The following is a 17,520-nucleotide window of genomic DNA, read 5'->3' as shown; positions in this document are numbered from 1 at the left end:
TGGTGACTCATCCGCTCTGGACCGGCCCCGCCGTCGCCCTGGTAAACCTGTTCGACCACGACGGCGCGGTCGACGCGAAACGCACGGCTGACCACGCGTCGCGCCTGGTGGCGGCCGGGATCCGCGGTGTGCTCGTCAACGGCAGCACCGGCGAGGCGGCCGCGCTCACCGATGCCGAACGGGTCGAGCTGATCACGGCCGTCCGCCGGGCGTGCCCCGAGGTGCCGGTCGTCGCCGGCGCCTCGGGTGACTGGTGGCGACCGGCCGCGGACCGGGTCGCCGCCGCGCTGTCGGCCGGCGCGGACGCCGTGCTGGTCGCGCCCCCGCGGCTCGGCGGCACGCTGACCGACTACTACCGGCGGGTGTGCGACGCCGCCGCCGGCGCGCCCGTGCTCGCCTACCACTACCCGCCGGTCGCGGGCGGCCCGGTGCCGGTCGACGCGCTGACCGGGCTCGGCGTCGCCGGGATCAAGGACTCCAGCGGCGACCCGGCCCGGCTCGGGCACGAGCTCGGCCTCGGCGGCCCGCTCGCCGTCTACACCGGATCCTCGGCGCTGCTCGGGTACGCGAGCTGGCTCGGCGGCCCCGGCGCGATCGTGGCGGCGGCGAACCTCGTACCGCAGGAATGCCTGGCCGCCTGGGACCGCGACGCCGCGGCGCAGCACGCGGTGCTGCGCGCCGAGCGCGAGAGCAAGGCCCTGCCGGGCGGCCTCAAACAGGCGTTGGCCCGCCGCTACGGCACGTCACCCGTGCGCCGCCTCGGCTGAGCGATGTTTCGCCTCCTCACTTGAGACATTCGCTAGGGTGCGTGCGGCTCGTCGCCGGGTACCAGCCAGACCCGCAGCTCCCCGGCGGTGGCGAAGCCGGCCGACCGGGCGGCCGGGAGCGCGTCCGGCGTCTCGTAGCCGACGAGCGGTAGGCCGGGGAAGCGCGCGGAGATCGCGGCCACCGCCTCGCCCCAGACGTCGCCGAACAGGTTGGACACCCCGACGCAGCGCGCGCTGCGGTTACCGATCGCGCCGCCGGCGAGCCGGTCGCCGTCGTACACGCCGACCACGACCACCGACGGGTCGCGCAGCAGTGCGGGCGGGAACGAGCCGCCGTGCGCGGCCGCCCACGCCGCCAGCTCGGCCGGGGTCCGTACCCTCCGGCAGGCCGGGGGAGCGCCGGCCGGCGCGGCGACCGGCCGGTGTATCCACTCGGCCTCGAACAGCGTCCGGAATCCGGCCGGGGCCAGGTCGAGGGCGGCGAAGCTGTCCTTGACCGAGCAGCCGGGCGTGACGTCGAGTCCGGCGAGGACGTCCCGCGGATGCTCGACGAGGGTCACGGCGTCGGGGTACAGCGGCGGTGACCGGCGCAGTGCGAGCCAGCGGTCCCGCTCGAACCGGGTGGCGACGCCGGAGGCGCGGCAGAACAGGTCGCACCAGTCGGCGTTGTTCCGGGCGGCGAACAGGGCGGGCGTCGGCATGTGAGCAGGGTGCCGTGGTAAACCGAGTGCGTCCACCGGTGTGTGCGCGACAGAATCGGGACCATGGCACGCTTCGGGATCCAGGACCACCTCCGGCTTGTCTGGCTGCTCCGGGACATCGACGCCGTCGCGCCGGTGCTGCCGGACCCCGGCCGCCCGAGACTGCGGCGATCCCTGCGGCACGTGGAGCACTGCCGGCCCGGCCCGCGCAACCGGGGATTCGACCGGCGCGGATTCCCCCTGCAGTCCCGCGTGGCGGCGAGGGCGAACGCCGCGACCCGCCGGGCGGGCCGGTCCAACGCCGCGTGGTGCCGAGCCGCCCGGGCCGGCCGGCGGGGATGACCGGGGGAGTCGCGGACGTCGCTGGTGGGTAGAAGCAGGTGGCCACCCACCCAGCTATGGAGAGCGAGCAGCGACGATGACGGTCACGACCGGTCACAGCCGCACCAACCCGGCGCCCAGGTCGGCGGTCGTCGTCAACCCGTCGAAGGTCGCTGACCTCGACGAACTGCGTCGCACCGTCGACGCCACCCTGTCCAAAGCCGGCTGGCCGGCGCCGCGGTGGTTCGAGACGACCGCGGACGACCCCGGCCTCGGCCAGGCGCGCACCGCCGTCGCCGAGGGCGCCGAGGTGGTCTTCGTCTGCGGCGGCGACGGGACCGTGATGTCGGCGGTGTCGGCGCTGGTGGGTACCGAGGCGTCCATGGCGATCCTGCCGGCCGGCACCGGCAACCTGCTCGCCGCGAACCTGGGGCTGTCGACCGACCTGGCCGCCGGGCTGGCCGTCGCCCTGGAGGGCGGCCTGCGGCGTCTCGACGTCGGCGCGGTCGACGGCCGGCACTTCGCCGTGATGGCGGGCATGGGGTTCGACGCAAAGATGCTCGACGCCACGTCCGACGCCGCGAAGGCGAGCATCGGCTGGCCGGCGTACGTCCTCGGCGCGCTGCGGCACCTCAAGGACCGGCCGATGCGGGTCACGGTCCGCATCGACGGCGGCGCGCCGATGCGCCGCCGGGCCCGCTCGGTCCTGGTCGCCAACGTCGGCCGCCTGCAGGGCGGGGTGGCGCTGCTGAGCGAGGCGCAGCCGGACGACGGCGTCCTCGACGTCGCGATCCTCACTCCCCGGACGCTGCGCGACTGGGCCGCGCTGGGGTGGGGTGTCGTCCGGCGCCGCGCGCGGGTGCCGTCGATGGAGGTCTTCCGCGGCGCCCGGGTCGAGGTGCTCAGCAGCCGGCCGCAGCCGCGGCAGCTCGACGGCGACCTCATCGAGGCCGGCCGCCGGTTGGTCGTCGAGATCACCCCGCGGGCGCTCTGGCTCTGCGTGCCCCAGCCGGCCGAGGACCCCGACCTCACCGTCGACGTCGACGCCACCACCGCGCAGGTGGCCGGACTCGTCGACCGGGCGAATTGAGGCCCGGAATTCCGCCGTGCCGATGAATTCCTGTGGCAATTCTGTCGCGGTTTTCGACTACCTCTAGTCTGCCTTTGGTCACGCTGAGGATTTGCTCGCGACTATTCGTGGTCGATCACGTTAGGTAGCCGAGACGTCGCGCATCGATCCATTCTTATGTCTCTATAGGTGGATAAGGCAGGATTTGGGCTGTGCCACGCTGTCGCGCGTGTCGAGGTCGATTGGGGCTGCCGAGTGTGTCGGTGCAGCTACGCACTGGTGAGAGCATTCGGCTAAACCGGACACTTTTGAAATTCGGGCAATTCATCCATTGTTCGGGTAAACAGCAAATGTCCATGTGGGGAACAACGCATTAGTCATGCCTTAACTTGTTCCGCTCAAGGTTGATCATTTACCCTCCAGACCTTCTAACGCCGACATCGGTAGCGCGTCCGGACCGGTTTAAGGCAGAGGGCCGCACGTCAACGGGGGAAAGACCAGAAATGCCACGAACTTCTGCATGCGCGCGTCCAGGGCAGGCGAGCGCGGTCGTCGTCGCACGGAGCGTCGCCGCATGATCGCGCTGCGCTTCTACCGCCTTCTGCCCAAGAGTCACCGCCTGCGGATGATCGAGCAGCTGCCGCCGCACCGGCAGCTGTGGCTGGTCCGCCGCCTCACCCGCCAGCGCTCGCTGCGCGCACCGGCCCGGCCCGGCGCCCTCGTCAAGGCGCGCGACGCCGGCCACACCGTACGCGCGCGGGTGGCGGCCGACGTGACGCCCGCCGCGGCCTGGAAGCGCAACCTGGACGCGGTCACCGCCGTCCTCGACGGCGCCGGAATCGACTACTTCTGCGTCCGCCCGATGAGCAACGCGAAGAGCGCGGTCGCCGTGCACCGGCGCGACCGTGCGCGGACCCTCGCCGCCCTGACCGGCGCCGCCGGGCTCGCCGGCGCGGAGATCCGCACCGGCGACGTGTCCGACGCGGGCTTCCGCGCGCACCGGCGGGGCAAGACCGGCATCCAGGTCTACTTCAGCGTCACCGACCCGCACGCCACCACCGTGCTCGGCAGCGGCTCGGCCTGCGAGATCGAGTTCTGGAGCACGGCGCGGGGCGTCGACGGCGCGCCCGACTCCATCAAGGCGCCCCGCGGCAACCGGGTCGCGGCGACGCTGCCGGCGGCGGCCGAGTACCGGCAGGCGCCGGCGATCGCCCTCAGCGAGCTGATGCCGGTCACCGACGACGGGCCGAGCTACCGGACCCGCTCGGAGTTCGCCGAGGCGCCGGCCGAGAGCGTCCGCTTCCCCATCGACGTGGTCTACACCTGGGTCGACGGCAACGACCCGGACTGGGTGCAGCGCAAGAACGCGGCGCTCTCGGCCATCGGCCAGGAGCAGATCAACACCATCGCGACCAACCAGTCCCGCTTCATCAGCCGCGACGAGCTGAAGTACTCGCTGCGCTCGATCGTCACGTTCGCGCCGTGGGTCCGCCGCATCTTCCTGGTCACCGACGACCAGGTGCCGCCGTGGCTCGACGACTCGGACCCGCGCCTGACCGTCGTGCCGCACCGCGAGCTGTTCGGCGGCACCGGCGTGCTGCCGACGTTCAACTCGCACGCGATCGAGTCGCGCCTGCACCGCATCCCCGGGCTGGCGGAGCACTTCATCTACTTCAACGACGACATGTTCGTCGGCCGGCCGGTGCCGCCGACCGCGTTCTTCCACGCCAACGGCATCGCCAAGTTCTTCCAGTCGACCGCGCAGCTCGAGGCCGGCCCGGCGACCGTCTTCGACGCGCCGGTCACCGCGGCGGGCAAGAACAACCGGGAGTTCATCCGGCAGTTCTTCGAACGCACCGTCACGCAGAAGATGCAGCACGTGCCGTACCCGCTGCAGAAGAGCGTGCTGGAGGAGCTCGAGACGCGGCTGCCGGAGGAGGTCGGTCAGACCGCGCGGCACCAGTTCCGGCACCCGGACGACCTGTCGATCCCGTCGTCGCTGCAGCACTACTGGGCCTACCTGACCAAGCGGGCGGTGCCGGGCAGCATCAAGTACACCTACGCCGACCTGGCGCACGCCTCCACCCCGGTGCAGCTGGCCTTCCTGCTGGCCCGCCGGCACTGCGACGTCTTCTGCCTGAACGACACCGACTCGGCCACCGTGGCCCTGACGGAGCAGGCGGCGATGCTGGCCGACTTCCTGCCGCAGTACTTCCCGTTCCGGTCGCCGTTCGAGCTGCCCGACGAGGTGGCCGAGGAGCGCGCCCGGTTCAGCGCGACGGAGCTCGCGGCCGCGTCGCAGCGGTCCCGGCTGCCGGAGCAGCGGGTGCCCGACGCGGGCGTACTGACCAGAGACTGATCGCCGAACGTGACCGCCGCGGTGCCGATCCGGCCGGACGGTGCCGGCGACCCTGCCTAGGAGAATGACCGTTGTTGCAGCTCGGGTGCGAAGTGCTCGGCCTATCTACGTGGGTCGCCCGGCCCCCGGCGGGAGCCGCTCGTGTCTGACATGGCATTGCACGCCCGGGCGCTGCGCCGGCTCCGGCGGATGCACAGCGTGCGGCAGGTGGTGGTCCGGCTCGACCGGCCGGCCCGCGCCATCAGCCGGGCGATGCGGCGCGGCCCGGCGGCGACCGCACGCTTCGCGGCGGTGCTGGACGGGCGCACCCTCAACGTCGAGTTCCCGGTGCCGGGGCGGGCCGCGGACGTGCGCTCCGCCGAGCTGCGCGTCGTGCGCGGCCGCACCGTGCGCTGCGTACCGGTGCGGGTCCGGCGCGACTCCGACGACTCCTGCTCGCTGTCCGCGACGGTGCTGCTGACCGACGGCCCGGGCGGGCTGGACCTGCGGCCCGGATCGCCGTGGCTGCTCGAGGCGGTCGTGCACAGCTCCGCCGGCACGACGTCGTACGCCGTGCTGGCCGGCGAGCCGGGCACGACGGCGGCCGGGCCGACGCTCGCCGCCCCGCCCGACGCCGTCACCGGCCGCCGGTACCAGGTCGGCGGCACCCGTTCCGGCCGGCTGTGCCTGGCCGTCAACGGCCCGGCGCCGACCGCGGAGGTCGCCGCGATCGACGTCGGCTGGCTGGGCGCCCGCGTGCGCGTGCGGCTGCTCGGCTGCGAAGGCCCGGTCACAGCAGTGGAGTTCGTCGCGCGGACCGGCGAGGGCCGGGTGCACGCCGCCGCGGTCGCGACCGGCGACGGTGCGCAGTGGGACGTCCCGGCGCACGAGCTCGCCCTCATGGGTGGCGCCAAGGAGACCTTCTTCGACGTGTACCTGCGCGCCGGCACGCGCCGCCTGCGGCCCGGCCGCTACCTGCACGACGTGGTGAACCCCAAGCCCGTGCTGGTGCCGCCGGCCGGGATCGTCTGGGTCGCGCCGGGCCTGTCGGTCAGCGTGCGCCCGTACTACACCCCCGCCGGCAACCTCACCGTCGCCTGCCGCCCCATCGGTCTTCTCTCCTCGAACGGCGAATCATGAAAATCACCTTCCTGCTCACCTGGGGCGACGCGATGGGCGGCACCGAGCGTGCCGTCCTGCGCCAGGCGAACTGGCTCGCCGCCCGGCACGACGTCGAGGTGCTCAGCGTGTTCCGCACCGCGGACACCCCGGCGTTCGCGGTGGACCCGAGGGTGCGGCTGACCTACCTCGTGGACACCCGCGAGACCCTGCACCGCCCGGCCGGGCGGGAGCTGAGCGACGAGGTGTGCCGGGTGCTGTCCGCGACGCCGAGCGAGCTCGTGCGCCCGGAGTGGGAGGGTGCGTTCACCCGGCTCGCCGACCTCGAGCTGGAGCGGGTACTGCGCGAGTGCACCTCGGACATCGTCGTGTCCACCACCCCGGCGCTGATGGCCGTGATGACCGAGCTGGTGCCGCGCCGGGTCGTCACCGTCCACCAGGAACACCGGGTCGCCGAGCTGCGCGGCTCCTCCGGCAACCCGCTCAAGCTCTTCTCCGCGCGCCTCGACGCGGTCGTGCTGCTCTCCGAGCCGACCCGCAACTGGTTCGCGTCGCTGTTCGGTGCGGCCGCGCCGCGCCTGGCGGTCATCCCCAACTCGGTCGACGACGGGTACCGGCCCCGCTCCAGCCGCACCAACCCGGCCGTCGTGATGGCCGGGCGGCTGACCGGCGAGAAGCAGTTCGGCCACGCCATCACCGCGTTCGCGCAGGTCGCCGCCGACCACCCGGACTGGTGCCTGCGCATCTTCGGCGACGGCGCCCGCCGCGAGCTGGAGAACCAGATCATCGGGCTCGGCCTGGGCGAGCAGGTGCAGCTCATGGGCCCCACCACCACCATCGACAACGAGTGGGCCAAGGCCGCGATCGCGATGGTCACCTCGCGGGTGGAGTCGTTCGGCCTGACGATCGTCGAGGCGATGGCGGCCGGGGTGCCGGTCGTCTCGTACGACTGCCCGAACGGCCCGCGGGAGATCATCGAATCCGAGAAGACCGGCCTGCTCGTCGCGCCGAACAACACCGACGCGCTGGCCGCCGCGCTGCGCCGGCTCATCGAGGACGAGGAGCTGCGGCACGCCATGGGCGAGCACGCCGCGATCGAGGTCGAGCGCTTCTCGCCGGACGTGGTGATGGCCCGGTGGGAGGAGCTGTACGCCGAGCTGCTCACCGGCCGGGACCGCCCCGACTGGGCCGAGCGGCGCACCTTCGCCCTCGCGCTGCACCAGGCGCAGAGCACCGACGCGGGCGTGGTGACCGAGGAGGCGGGCGAGGAGTTCGCCGCGCCGGACGTCGCCGCGTGGACCGCCGCGACCCGGGAGCTGCACCCGGACCTGGTGTGGAGCCGCGGCCAGCTGACCAGGGTCCGCGACGACATGGCACCGTACGAGACCGCGCGGGCCAACCTCGATCTCACCGTCGCCGCCCTGGAGGCCGCGGAGATCGACTACTTCCTGGTACGCCAGGCCACGCCGACCTACCGGGTCGCCGTGCGCGAGGAGTGGCGGGAGGCGGCGCTGGCCGCGATCGCCCGCACCGCGCACGACCGCCCCGCCTACGTCGAGGGCTTCGACGTGCGCCACCGCGTCATGGGCAACTGGCCGGCGGCGCTGGGCGACACCGTCGAGCAGCTGCGCACCGCCGCCTCCGTCCGGATCTTCGAGCCGGTGATCACCGCCAGCCACACCATGCGGATGGGCGCCATCTACGGGTGCGAGCTGGAGTTCTGGACGCCGTCGGAGGACGGCGCCGAGCTGGCCGGCCCGGCGCCGACGCTGGCCGGCAACCCGCTGGCCGCGTCCTCGCTGACGCCCGCGCACCTCACCATCGGCGACCGTACCTACCGGACGGTCGAGCCGTTCACCCGGCGACTGGTCAGCGACCTCACGTTCGGGGTCGACGCCGTGTACACCTGGGTGGACGGCGACGACCCGGCCTGGCTCGAGCGCAAGCGGGCCGCGCTCGGCGAGGGCTACACCGGCGGCGGCGCCGACCAGGGCCGGGCGCGTTTCCAGAGCCGCGACGAGCTGCGCTACTCGCTGCGCTCCGTCGACCTCTTCGCGCCGTGGATCGACAAGATCTGGATCGTCACGGACCGGCAGATCCCCGACTGGCTCGACGTCGACCACCCGCGGATCAGGATCGTCGACCACCGCGAGATCTTCGCCGAGCCGGCGCACCTGCCGACGTACAACTCGCACGCCATCGAGACCCAGCTACACCACATCGAGGGCCTGTCCGAGCAGTTCCTCTACCTCAACGACGACGTGTTCTTCGGCCGGCTGCTCGGCCCGGACGCGTTCTTCAACGCCGGCGGCCTGCCGCGCACGTTCGCCAGCCGGACCCAGATCCCGCTGTGGCCGACCGGCGACGACGAGGCGTTCGCGGTGGCCGCCCGCAACAACCGGGCGCTGCTCGAGCAGGCGTACGGGCGCACCCTCATGCACGGCTTCCTGCACACCCCGCACGCGCACCGGCGCAGCACCCTGGCCGCCATCGAGGCGGAGTTCCCGGACTCCGTGCGGCAGACCGCGAGCAACCGCACCCGCTCCGCGACGGACGTCTCGATGCTCTCGTCGCTGGCGCACCACTACGGGCTGATCACCGGGCGGGCCGTCGAGGGCGGCATCCGCTGCGGCTTCGTCAACGTCGGCCTCGAGGAGCACCACCCCCGGCTCAGGGCGCTGCTGCAGCGCCGCAACCAGGACGTGTTCTGCCTCAACGACTACCACGACGGCGGCGTGCCGCAGCAGGACCAGGAACGGATCATCGAGGCCTTCCTGACCGCGTACTTCCCGATCCCCAGCCAGTTCGAGAAGGGCAGCGAGCGCAACCGCCGCAACCCGTGACGGTCATTGGCGCGTCGTGCCGGACGACTGCCGCCGGTCGATGATCGAGCGGATCTCCTCGGCCTCCGGCGCGCCGATCTCGGCGTAGCGGGTCAGGGCCTGCGCCCAGTGCCGCCCGGCGGCGTCCCCGTCGCCGAGCATCTCGGCGACCCGGGCCAGGCCCGCGTGCGCCCGGCCCCACTCGTACACCTCGCCGATCTCCGTCGCCAGGGCGAGTGCCGCCAGGTGCTCGTCGCGGCCGTGCCGGGGCCGCCCAGTCGCGGTGAGCACCTCGCCGAGGCTGTTGGTGGCTCGGGTCTCGCCGGCCCGCTCGCCGAGCTGCCGGAAGATCTCCAGCGCCTCGCGCAGGAAGACGGTGTCCTGAGTACTCGCGCCGAGGCCGTCCAGCGCGAGCGCCGTTCCGGCGCGCTCATTGGTACGCCGGAAGATCTCCAGCGCCTCGCGGTGGCAGCGCACCGCCCGCCGGCCGTCGCGCTGCCGCCGGGCCACGTCGCCGAGGCTGACCAGGGCGTACCCCTCGCCGACCGGATCGCCGACGCGCCGGCAGATCCGGACCGCCTCGCTCAGGTAGGCCGCCGCCTGCCCGTCGCGGCCCTGGCGCCGGTACACCTGGCCCAGGTTGCCGAGCGCCCGGGCCTCCGCGGCCTGGTCGCCGGTGAGCCGGCACAGTGCCAGCGCATCCCGCAGCCGCTCGGCGGCCTCGTCGTAGCGGCCCTGCCACTGGTCGACGTGGCCGAGGTTGCCCAGCGCCCGCGCCTCCACCGCGTGGTCGCCGCAGGCCCGGGCCAGCTCGACCGCCCGCCGCAGCACCCCGTCCGCCTGCTCGTAGTGGCCCTGCTGCACGTCCATGACGGCCACGTTGGTCAGCAGCTGCGCCTCGGCGGAGAGGTCGCCGCAGGCCTGGGCGGCCCGCACCGCGTGCTCGTGCATGGCGACCGCCTCGGTGTAGTGGCCGCCGCTCTCCAGGTACCGCAGCAGGGTGAGGGTGAGCCGGACGGCGTGCGCGGGCCGGCCGTGGGTGGCCGCGTGCACGACCAGGGCCACCAGGTTGGCGCGTTCGCGATCCAGCCAGGCCTGCGCGCCCGCGCCGTCGCCGACCGGCGGCACCGGCGACTCCGGCCGATCGACCCGGGCCCGGCGGTGCTGCTCCGCCGGGTAGAGCGTGTCCATCGCCTCGGCCGCGGTGAACAGCGTCGCGTCGAACAGCCGGTCCAAGGCGGCCTCGCCGTCTCCGTCACCGGCCTCCGCGCACAGGTTGACCGCGTACGCCCGCAGCAGGTCGTGCAGCGTGTACCGGCCGGCGGCGGCCTGCTGGACCAGGTGTGCGCGGGCCAGCACCTCCAGCAGCGCGCCCGCCTCGGCGACGCCGGTGCCCAGCAGCGCGGCGGCCGAGTAGCCGGCGACGTCCGGGCCGGGCGTGAGGCCGAGCAGCCGGAAGGCGCGCGCGGCCGACGGCGAGAGCTGCCGGTACGACCAGGAGAAGACGGCGCGGACCCCGGTCTGCGGGTCGCCGCCGGCGTTCAGCAGCTCCAGCCGCCGGCCCTCGTCGGCGAGCTCGGCCACCAGGTCCCGCAGCGGGACACCGGGCCGCCCCACCGCCAGCTCCGCGGCGACCCGCAGCGCCAGCGGCAGCCCGGCGCACCGGGCGATCAGGTCGTCGGCGGCCGCCGGATCGTCGCGCACCCGGTCGCCGATCAGCCGGGTGATCAGGACCAGCGCCTCGTCGCGGCGCAGCAGCGGGACGACCAGCCGCCCCGCGCCGTGCCGGGCGACCAGGCCCGGCAGGGTGTCCCGGCTGGTGATCACCACCGCGCAGCCCGCCGTGCCGGGCAGCAGCGGCCGCAGCTGGTCGACCGACGCGGCGTTGTCCAGCAGGATCAGCATCCGGCGGCCGTCCAGCAGGCTCCGGTAGGCGGCGGCCCGCTCGTCGCGCGCGGCGGGGATGTCGCCGCCGGCCATGCCCAGCGCGCGGAGGAACCCGGCGAGCGCGTCCTGCGGGGTCATCGGCTGCTCGGTGTCGTAGCCGCGCAGGTTCACGTACAGCTGGCCGTCGGGGAACCGGGAGCGGGCCCGGTGCGCCCACCGCACCGCCAGCGCGGTCTTGCCGACGCCCGCCATGCCCGAGACCGCCGAGATGACCACGGCGGTGACCTGCTCGTCGCCGCCCTCGACCAGCAGGTCGAGGGCGGCGAGCTCCTCCTCGCGCCCGGTGAAGCCCGGCACGTCGGCCGGCAGCTGCGCGGGTGCCGGCCGGGCCGGCGCCGGGGGAGCGGGGCGCGCGGCCGGGGCCGGCCCGGCGTCGCCCGGCTCCCGCAGCAGGTCCGCGTGCGCGGCGGACAGCGCCGGGCCGGGGTCGACGCCCAGCTCGTCGGCGAGCCGCCGGCGGGTGTCGTGGAACGTCGCGAACGCCTTCGCCCGGCGGCCGGCCACGGCGTACGCGCGGATCAGGCGGGCCTGCCCGGCCTCGTCCAGCGGCTGGGCCGCCGCCGCCTCCTCCAGGGCCGGCAGCGCCTCGGACACCGCGCCCAGCGTGATCATGAGCTCGCCGTAGCGGCCGAGCGCGGCGCGCCGCTCCTCGGCCAGGGCGACGACCTTCGGGTGCCCGGCGAGCAGCGGCACGTCCATCAGCGGCGCGCCCTGCCACTGCGCCAGCGCGGCGGCGAACAGGTCGGCCGCGCCCCGCGGGTCCCCGCCCTGCTGCGCCGAAGCGGCCTCGGCGAGCAGCTGCCGGAAGCGAAGGAGGTCCAGGTTGTCGGCCGAGACGCGCAGGGCGTACCCGTCGCCGACGCGCGGCAGGCGGGCGCTGTGCGAGCGGGACGTCCGCCCGGGTTCCAGCATCCGGCGCAGGTGTTTGACGTGGGTCTGAATGATGTTGGCGGCGCTCTGCGGTGGACGGTCGGCCCAGAGCGCGTCGATGAGCTCGGCCTGGCTCAGCGGCTGCCCGCCGGCCATCGCGAGCAGGCCGAGCACCGCGCGCCGGCCGGCCGGGGCCAGCTCGACCGGTACGTCGTCGAGCCAGGCGCGTACGGGTCCCAGCACCTGAATCCGCACGCTCTCACCGTCCAGTCACCGTCCAGTCAGGATCCAGTACGGCGGTCCACCCTGCTCAAGAACCATAGGTCGACCCAATCTGATATCACAAGACGGGGAGTTTCATCGTGAAGCATCGATTTCTGGCGGTCGCCGCCGGCCTCGCCGCGGCCCTGCTCACGCCCGCCGCGCCGGCCGCGGCGCGGGACTCGGCGGTCTGTCATGTCGGTTATCAGACCAGTGGCGATTCCTCATCGTTCACCGGGAAGATCACCATCACGAACACCGGCCCGGCCACCCTGTTCGGGTGGACGCTGAAGTTCTCGCTGCCGGCCGGGCAGACGTTCCGCCTCGGCTGGGCGGCGGACTTCAAGGTGGATGGTCAGGACGTGACCGGCTACAGCCTGAGATACAACAGCGAGGTCGATCCGCAGGAGTCCGTTCCGGTGGGCTTCTACGCCGCCGGTGACGCCAAGGGTCCCCGGCCCGCCGAGTTCCGGGTCAACGGCTACCTCTGCACGACCGGGTGAGTCCGAGCTTGTGATCGTTCACCCGGTAGGCCCCGCTTTGTACCCCAAAGAATGGCGCACGACCTCAACAACCCGCAGTTTCCGCAATCCTCAGCGAACCAGGTGACCGTCGGTACACAGTTGTGAACGCGCTGAGTTTACAACTGCGCCCGGACGAGATTCGTCCGCGAAACCGGCCACACGAGAGAGCGCTGTATGAGTGCGGTAACCACGGAAGTGGTGCAGCGGCGAACGGGCACGGCCCGGCTGCAGGATCTGGTGTCCCCACTGGGCGGCCTGGTCGATCACGTGTTGCAACTACCGGTCGAGCCGTCGAGCCCGCCGCTGGTGGTGTACTCGGCCGCCCTCGGCGACGTGTCGACCGTGATGCCCTACCTGTGCGGCCCCGAGTGCCTCGGCGACCTCGACGGCACCGGCACCGGCGTGGACCCGGACCGGTCGGCGATCGTCGCGATCGCCGAGGGCCTCGAACGGTACGCGAACTGCGTGTACGACGAGCGGCAGTTCCGCTGGGCGACCGCCGAGGAGCTCGGCGCCGAGGCGCTCGACCTGGACAGCCTGCCGCGCTGCTCGCCGGCCGAGCTGGCGGATCCCGCCTGCCCGCTCGTCCTGCCCGACGCCGCCGCGCCGATGCGCTGGATCCGCGGCCTGAGCATGCGTACCGGCGAGCCCTGCTGGGTGCCCGCCGTGCTGGTGTACATGCACTTCTCCCCGCACGGCGGTGAGCGCATCACCAACTCGATCTCGACAGGGGCGGCGACCTACCCGGACCCGGCCACGGCGGTGTGCGGCGCGCTGTGCGAGGTGATCGAGCGGGACGCGATCAGCCTCACCTGGCTGCAGCAGCTCGCCCTGCCGCGGATCGAGCTCGACGCCGTCGGCCCGCAACTGCAGCGCTACCTGGACCTCTGCGCCGACCGGGACATGACGATCCAGCTCTTCGACGCGACCACCGACGTCGGCATTCCCACCGTGTACGGCGTCTCCGTCGCGCCGGACCACCCCAGCTGCCGGACCGTGGTCTCCTGCGCGACCAGCCTGGACCCGCAGGTCGCGGCCGCGAAGGCGATCTGCGAGACGGTGTCGGTGCGGATCGCGCTGCAGGACCAGCGCCCGCCGAGCGACGACGTGCGGACCTTCACCGGCGTGTCGGACGGCGCGGCCTACATGTGCGTACCCGAGCGGGCCGCGGCGTTCGACTTCCTGCTGAACTCGCCCGCGCGCCGCCGGCTGTCGGAGCTGCCGAACCTGTCCACCGGCGATCCGACCGCCGACCTGCGCCTGGTCCTCTCCCGGCTGGCCGACTGCGGCATGGACGCGTACGTCGTGGACCTGACCACCGACGAGGCGCTGCGGGCCGGGATGACCGTGGTACGGGCCGTCGTGCCCGGGCTGCAGCCGCTGACCTTCCACTACCGGGCCCGCTTCCTCGGCCACCGCCGGCTCTACGAGGCGCCGGCCCGGATGGGCTATCCGACCCGCACCGAGGCCGAGCTGAACGCCTGGCCGCAGCCGTTCGCCTGATGTCAGGAGCCCGCATGTACCACCTGATCGTCACCCCCGTCGGTCCGTTCGGCTACGCGGTGGCCGAGCGCCTGCGCGACCTGTGCCACGACATCGAGGTCGCCGGGGCCGGCGCCACCAGCTCCGTCGCGCCGCCACCGGTGCCGGATCCGGAGCGGCCGCCCGGACCGCGGCTGAACCTGCTCGTGGCCTGGCGGCGGGTGCCGCGGCTGGAGCGCGAATTCGACGAGGAGGCGTTCCGGACCGGCAACCCCTGGCTGCCGGTCGTCCTCGACCATCCGGTGCTGGAGATAGGCCCGACGGTGGTGCCGGGCGCCGGCGCCTGCCACGGCTGCTACCTGCGCCGGCGCACCCAGCACGACCCGGCCCGGGCGGTACGCGCGGCCGTCGAGGAGCACTACGACACCGACGCCGTCGCCGGCCCCGCCGGATACCTGCCCTCGACCGCGCTGTTCGCCGCCGCGGCGGCGGCCGACGTCGTCGACCGGCTGCGCGAGTCGCCCGAGGGCGAGGCCGGCCGGGTACGCCAGATCGACGTGCCGACCCAGCAGCTGAGCACCGGCCGGGTGGTCGGCGTGCACGGCTGCCCGCGCTGCGGCCTGGGCCGGGACGAGACCACCCGCTCGTACGAGCGCCTGCCGGACCTGCTGAGCGGAGTGTGGAAATGATCATCGGTACCGAGGAGGTCACCCGGCACGAGGGCCGGATGAGCGCCGCGACGATGGCGCACGTCGTCGCCGCCGACCCCCAGTTCCAGGTGCCGGTGCGGCCGTGCCTGGTGCCCGGCCTGGTGCGGGTACCGCTGGACGACGGGCTGGCGTTCGTGGGCAGCGGCAACCGGCAGTCGGCGCTGCGCGGCCGGACCGCGACCTCGCTGATACCCCGACTGCTGCCGGCGCTCGACGGCACCCGCACGGTCGAGGAACTGGCCGCGATGCACCCCGACGTCAGCGAGCGCACCGTCCGCGCCTGCGTGTCCCTGCTGTACCTCAGCGGGCTGCTGCAGGACGGCCCGGCCGGTGCGGAGGTCGGGCTGATCCCGAACGAGGTCGTCGGCTACCTGGGCCGGAACCTGGACACGACGCGGGTCAACCGCAACCGCAACGAGGCGTGCGAGCGGCTCGCGCAGGCCCGGGTGCTGATCGCCGGACCCGGGTCCCTCACCGGCCGGCTGCGCGCCGAGCTGACCGCGTCGGGAGTCGACACCCACCCGTGGACCGGTCCGGCCGAGAGCCTCGGCGCCGGCGACCTCGTGGTCGCCGTCGACGACGGGGACGCCGCCGCGCTGGCGGAGCTGGACGACGCTTGCCGCCGGGCCGGCGTCGCCTGGCTGCGCACCGCGGCGGGTGAGCACACGGTCGAGGTGGGCCCGCTGTTCGACGCCCGGTACACGTCCTGCTACGCGTGCTTCACCGCGGAGCGGTCCGGTCCGGCGGGCGTCCCGTCCCCGGCCCGTGCCGCCGGCTGGGCGGCGCTGATCGGTACCGAGATCGTGCACCTGCTGTCCCGGGTCGGCGTGACACCGTCGATGTCCGGCTGCACCGCGTTCGACCTCGAAAACTGGACACAGTCGACGGTCGGCGCGTACCGCCGGCCCGGCTGCCCGCACTGCCTGCCCACCGTCGAGCCGGCGCAGGGCCTGGCCCTGGCACACGAATACGAGCAGTCGGTGGCGTTCCCACCGCACGAATGGCTCAACCCCAAAGACCATCAGATGCACTACCGGCCGGCGAACGCGGCCCTGCAGCGTTACAACAAGGAGTACCAGGGCGCGCCGCGTGTCGCGCTCAACGGCGGGCGGCCGGGGACCGCGCCGGGCCTGACCAGCACGGACCTGTCCGCGCTGCTGCTGCGCACCGCCGGGCTGCGCGAGGGCGGGCCGGCGGCCGAACCCGGCCAGGTGGACCGGTGGGCGCCGACCGGCGGGAACCTGGGCTCGGTGCAGGCGTACCTGCTCGCGCTCGACGTGGCCGGGCTCGAGCCCGGCTGGTACTTCTACCAGCGCGGCGACCACAGCCTGGCGCGGATCCGCGCCCGGCGCCCGGACGACGGCGAGGCCGCGACGGTCTGCCCGGAGCTCGCGGGCGAGCGCCCCGCGGCCCTGATCGTCCTCGCCGGCGCGCTCGGCGTGGTCGGCGCGAAGTACCACGACTTCGCCTACCGGCTCCTCTGCCTGGACGCCGGGGTGGCACTCGCCCAGCTCTCCGCCCTCGCGCCGGGGTACGGCATGTCGGCACGGATCGCCGAGGTGTGGGACGACCTGGCCCTGGCCGCGGCCCTGCGCCTGGACGACGGCGTCGAACCGGTCACCGCGGTGGTCGCGATCAACCGGAGGAACGACGATGACACAGAGCGTTGAGACACCCGCCCCGCCCGGGCTGCTCGAACGGCTGCTGGCCGACACCCGGCTGGACGCCGCGGCGTCCGCCCGGCCCCGGCACCCGGTACCGGCGGAACTGCGCCGGGCGCCGGAGGCCGGGCCGCTGATCGAGCTGCCGCCGCCGGCCGCGCCGCGCGCTGCCCTGGACGACGTGCTCAACGAGCGCACCGCGGTCCGCGACTACGCCGGCACCCCGCTTGCCGGCGCCGACCTGTCCGCCGTGCTGTCCGCCGCCGACCGGATGGACGCCGAGGGGTGGCCGGCCGAGCGGGCCGCCGGGGTCGACCTGGAGCTGTACTGCGCGTCCTGGCGGGTGACCGGCGTGGACACCGGGCTGTACCGCTACCTGCCCGGGCGGTCGGCGCTGTGCCGGGTGTCGAGCCTGCCGGACGGACCGCAGGCCGAGGAGCTCGTCATCCAGCGGGAGTTCGCGCGGGCGGCCGCCCTGGTCGTCATCACCGGCAACCTCGCCGGCGCGCTCGCCCGCAACGGCAGCCACGGCCACCGGCTGCTGCTCACCCGGGCCGGCGCCGCCGGCCACGCCGCGTGGCTCGCCGCGCTGCGCCTAGACCTCGTCGGCACGGTCTTCGCGGGCCTCCTGCCGCACGTCCTCCGGGAACGCGCGGCCGCCGACGGATATCACCGGGCCGCGCTGTTCGCGTTCGCCGTCGGTAGCCCACCGGCACGAACCTGACAGCACGCCACCAGTCTGGGGTCCGCGCACACGACGCGACGGGCCTCGGCCGGTCGGCCCATCGGCCGACCGGAACTGCATGGAAACGACACATCGAAGGAGTGAGTCGCATGCAAAGTGAACTGACCGGGCCTGAGGTATTCGAGGAACTGGACCTATGGCTCGAGGACGACCTGACGGCTGAACAGCTGCCGACCGTTGTCA

Annotated in this window: 13 protein-coding genes; 11 read left to right on the top strand and 2 right to left on the bottom strand. The window is 73.8% G+C overall.

All coding sequences use genetic code 11. From position 1 onward, the window contains the following. Positions 1-2 precede the first annotated feature (2 nt). Positions 3-767 (top strand): dihydrodipicolinate synthase family protein, encoded by a 765-nt coding sequence (locus ACIBSW_RS24570; protein ID WP_354724898.1) that lies wholly within the window; start codon positions 3-5, stop codon positions 765-767. A gap of 32 nt (positions 768-799) precedes the next feature. Here ACIBSW_RS24570 and ACIBSW_RS24565 read toward each other — a convergent pair whose 3' ends face one another. Continuing rightward, the gene (locus ACIBSW_RS24565) at positions 800-1,468 is read right to left on the bottom strand and encodes a hypothetical protein (RefSeq protein WP_354724896.1); all 669 of its coding nucleotides are present in this window, start codon (positions 1,466-1,468) and stop codon (positions 800-802) included. Between the two features lie 63 nt (positions 1,469-1,531). Here ACIBSW_RS24565 and ACIBSW_RS24560 point away from each other — a divergent pair, with 63 nt between their 5' ends. The 5 genes from ACIBSW_RS24560 to ACIBSW_RS24540 all read left to right on the top strand — a co-directional run bounded on the left by ACIBSW_RS24560 (position 1,532) and on the right by ACIBSW_RS24540 (position 9,158). Next, complete coding sequence (locus tag ACIBSW_RS24560) at positions 1,532-1,810, top strand: hypothetical protein (RefSeq protein ID WP_354724894.1); 279 nt, start codon at positions 1,532-1,534, stop codon at positions 1,808-1,810. 76 nt (positions 1,811-1,886) lie between these two features. After that, complete coding sequence (locus ACIBSW_RS24555; RefSeq protein WP_354724892.1) at positions 1,887-2,879, top strand: diacylglycerol kinase family protein; 993 nt, start codon at positions 1,887-1,889, stop codon at positions 2,877-2,879. A 553-nt stretch (positions 2,880-3,432) separates the two neighbouring features. After that, positions 3,433-5,217, top strand: coding sequence for a stealth family protein (locus tag ACIBSW_RS24550; RefSeq protein ID WP_354724890.1), 1,785 nt, complete (start codon positions 3,433-3,435; stop codon positions 5,215-5,217). Between the two features lie 141 nt (positions 5,218-5,358). Continuing rightward, positions 5,359-6,336 (top strand): hypothetical protein, encoded by a 978-nt coding sequence (locus ACIBSW_RS24545; RefSeq protein WP_354724889.1) that lies wholly within the window; start codon positions 5,359-5,361, stop codon positions 6,334-6,336. Further along, complete coding sequence (locus ACIBSW_RS24540) at positions 6,333-9,158, top strand: stealth conserved region 3 domain-containing protein (RefSeq protein WP_354724888.1); 2,826 nt, start codon at positions 6,333-6,335, stop codon at positions 9,156-9,158. Before ACIBSW_RS24545 ends, ACIBSW_RS24540 begins: the two co-directional genes overlap by 4 nt. A 3-nt stretch (positions 9,159-9,161) precedes the next feature. On the opposite strand, the gene ACIBSW_RS24535 is transcribed toward ACIBSW_RS24540, so the two are convergent. Next, complete coding sequence (locus tag ACIBSW_RS24535) at positions 9,162-12,209, bottom strand: BTAD domain-containing putative transcriptional regulator (protein WP_354724887.1); 3,048 nt, start codon at positions 12,207-12,209, stop codon at positions 9,162-9,164. Between the two features lie 107 nt (positions 12,210-12,316). On the opposite strand from ACIBSW_RS24535, the gene ACIBSW_RS24530 reads away from it, so the two are divergent. From ACIBSW_RS24530 to ACIBSW_RS24510, 5 genes are all read left to right on the top strand, one after another. Next, a complete protein-coding gene (locus ACIBSW_RS24530) occupies positions 12,317-12,718 on the top strand; it encodes a cellulose binding domain-containing protein (protein WP_354724885.1) in 402 nt (133 codons plus the stop codon). A 195-nt stretch (positions 12,719-12,913) separates the two neighbouring features. Further along, a complete protein-coding gene (locus tag ACIBSW_RS24525) occupies positions 12,914-14,242 on the top strand; it encodes a YcaO-like family protein (RefSeq protein ID WP_354724883.1) in 1,329 nt (442 codons plus the stop codon). Positions 14,243-14,256: 14 nt separating this feature from the next. Continuing rightward, positions 14,257-14,910 (top strand): TOMM precursor leader peptide-binding protein, encoded by a 654-nt coding sequence (locus ACIBSW_RS24520; protein ID WP_354724881.1) that lies wholly within the window; start codon positions 14,257-14,259, stop codon positions 14,908-14,910. After that, positions 14,907-16,601, top strand: coding sequence for a nitroreductase family protein (locus ACIBSW_RS24515; RefSeq protein WP_354724879.1), 1,695 nt, complete (start codon positions 14,907-14,909; stop codon positions 16,599-16,601). The genes ACIBSW_RS24520 and ACIBSW_RS24515 overlap by 4 nt, the downstream gene beginning before the upstream one ends. After that, positions 16,585-17,316 carry a nitroreductase family protein gene (locus ACIBSW_RS24510; protein ID WP_354724877.1) on the top strand — a complete coding sequence of 244 codons (732 nt, stop codon included), beginning with the start codon at positions 16,585-16,587 and terminating at the stop codon, positions 17,314-17,316. The genes ACIBSW_RS24515 and ACIBSW_RS24510 overlap by 17 nt, the downstream gene beginning before the upstream one ends. The last annotated feature ends 204 nt before the right edge of the window (positions 17,317-17,520 follow it).

The sequence above is a fragment of the Actinoplanes sp. NPDC049668 genome (assembly GCF_044465445.1).
In the GTDB taxonomy this organism is placed as follows: domain Bacteria; phylum Actinomycetota; class Actinomycetes; order Mycobacteriales; family Micromonosporaceae; genus Actinoplanes.
The sequence above is the reverse complement of the archived record's forward strand: the minus strand, read 5'-3'. Positions and strand labels throughout refer to the sequence as shown.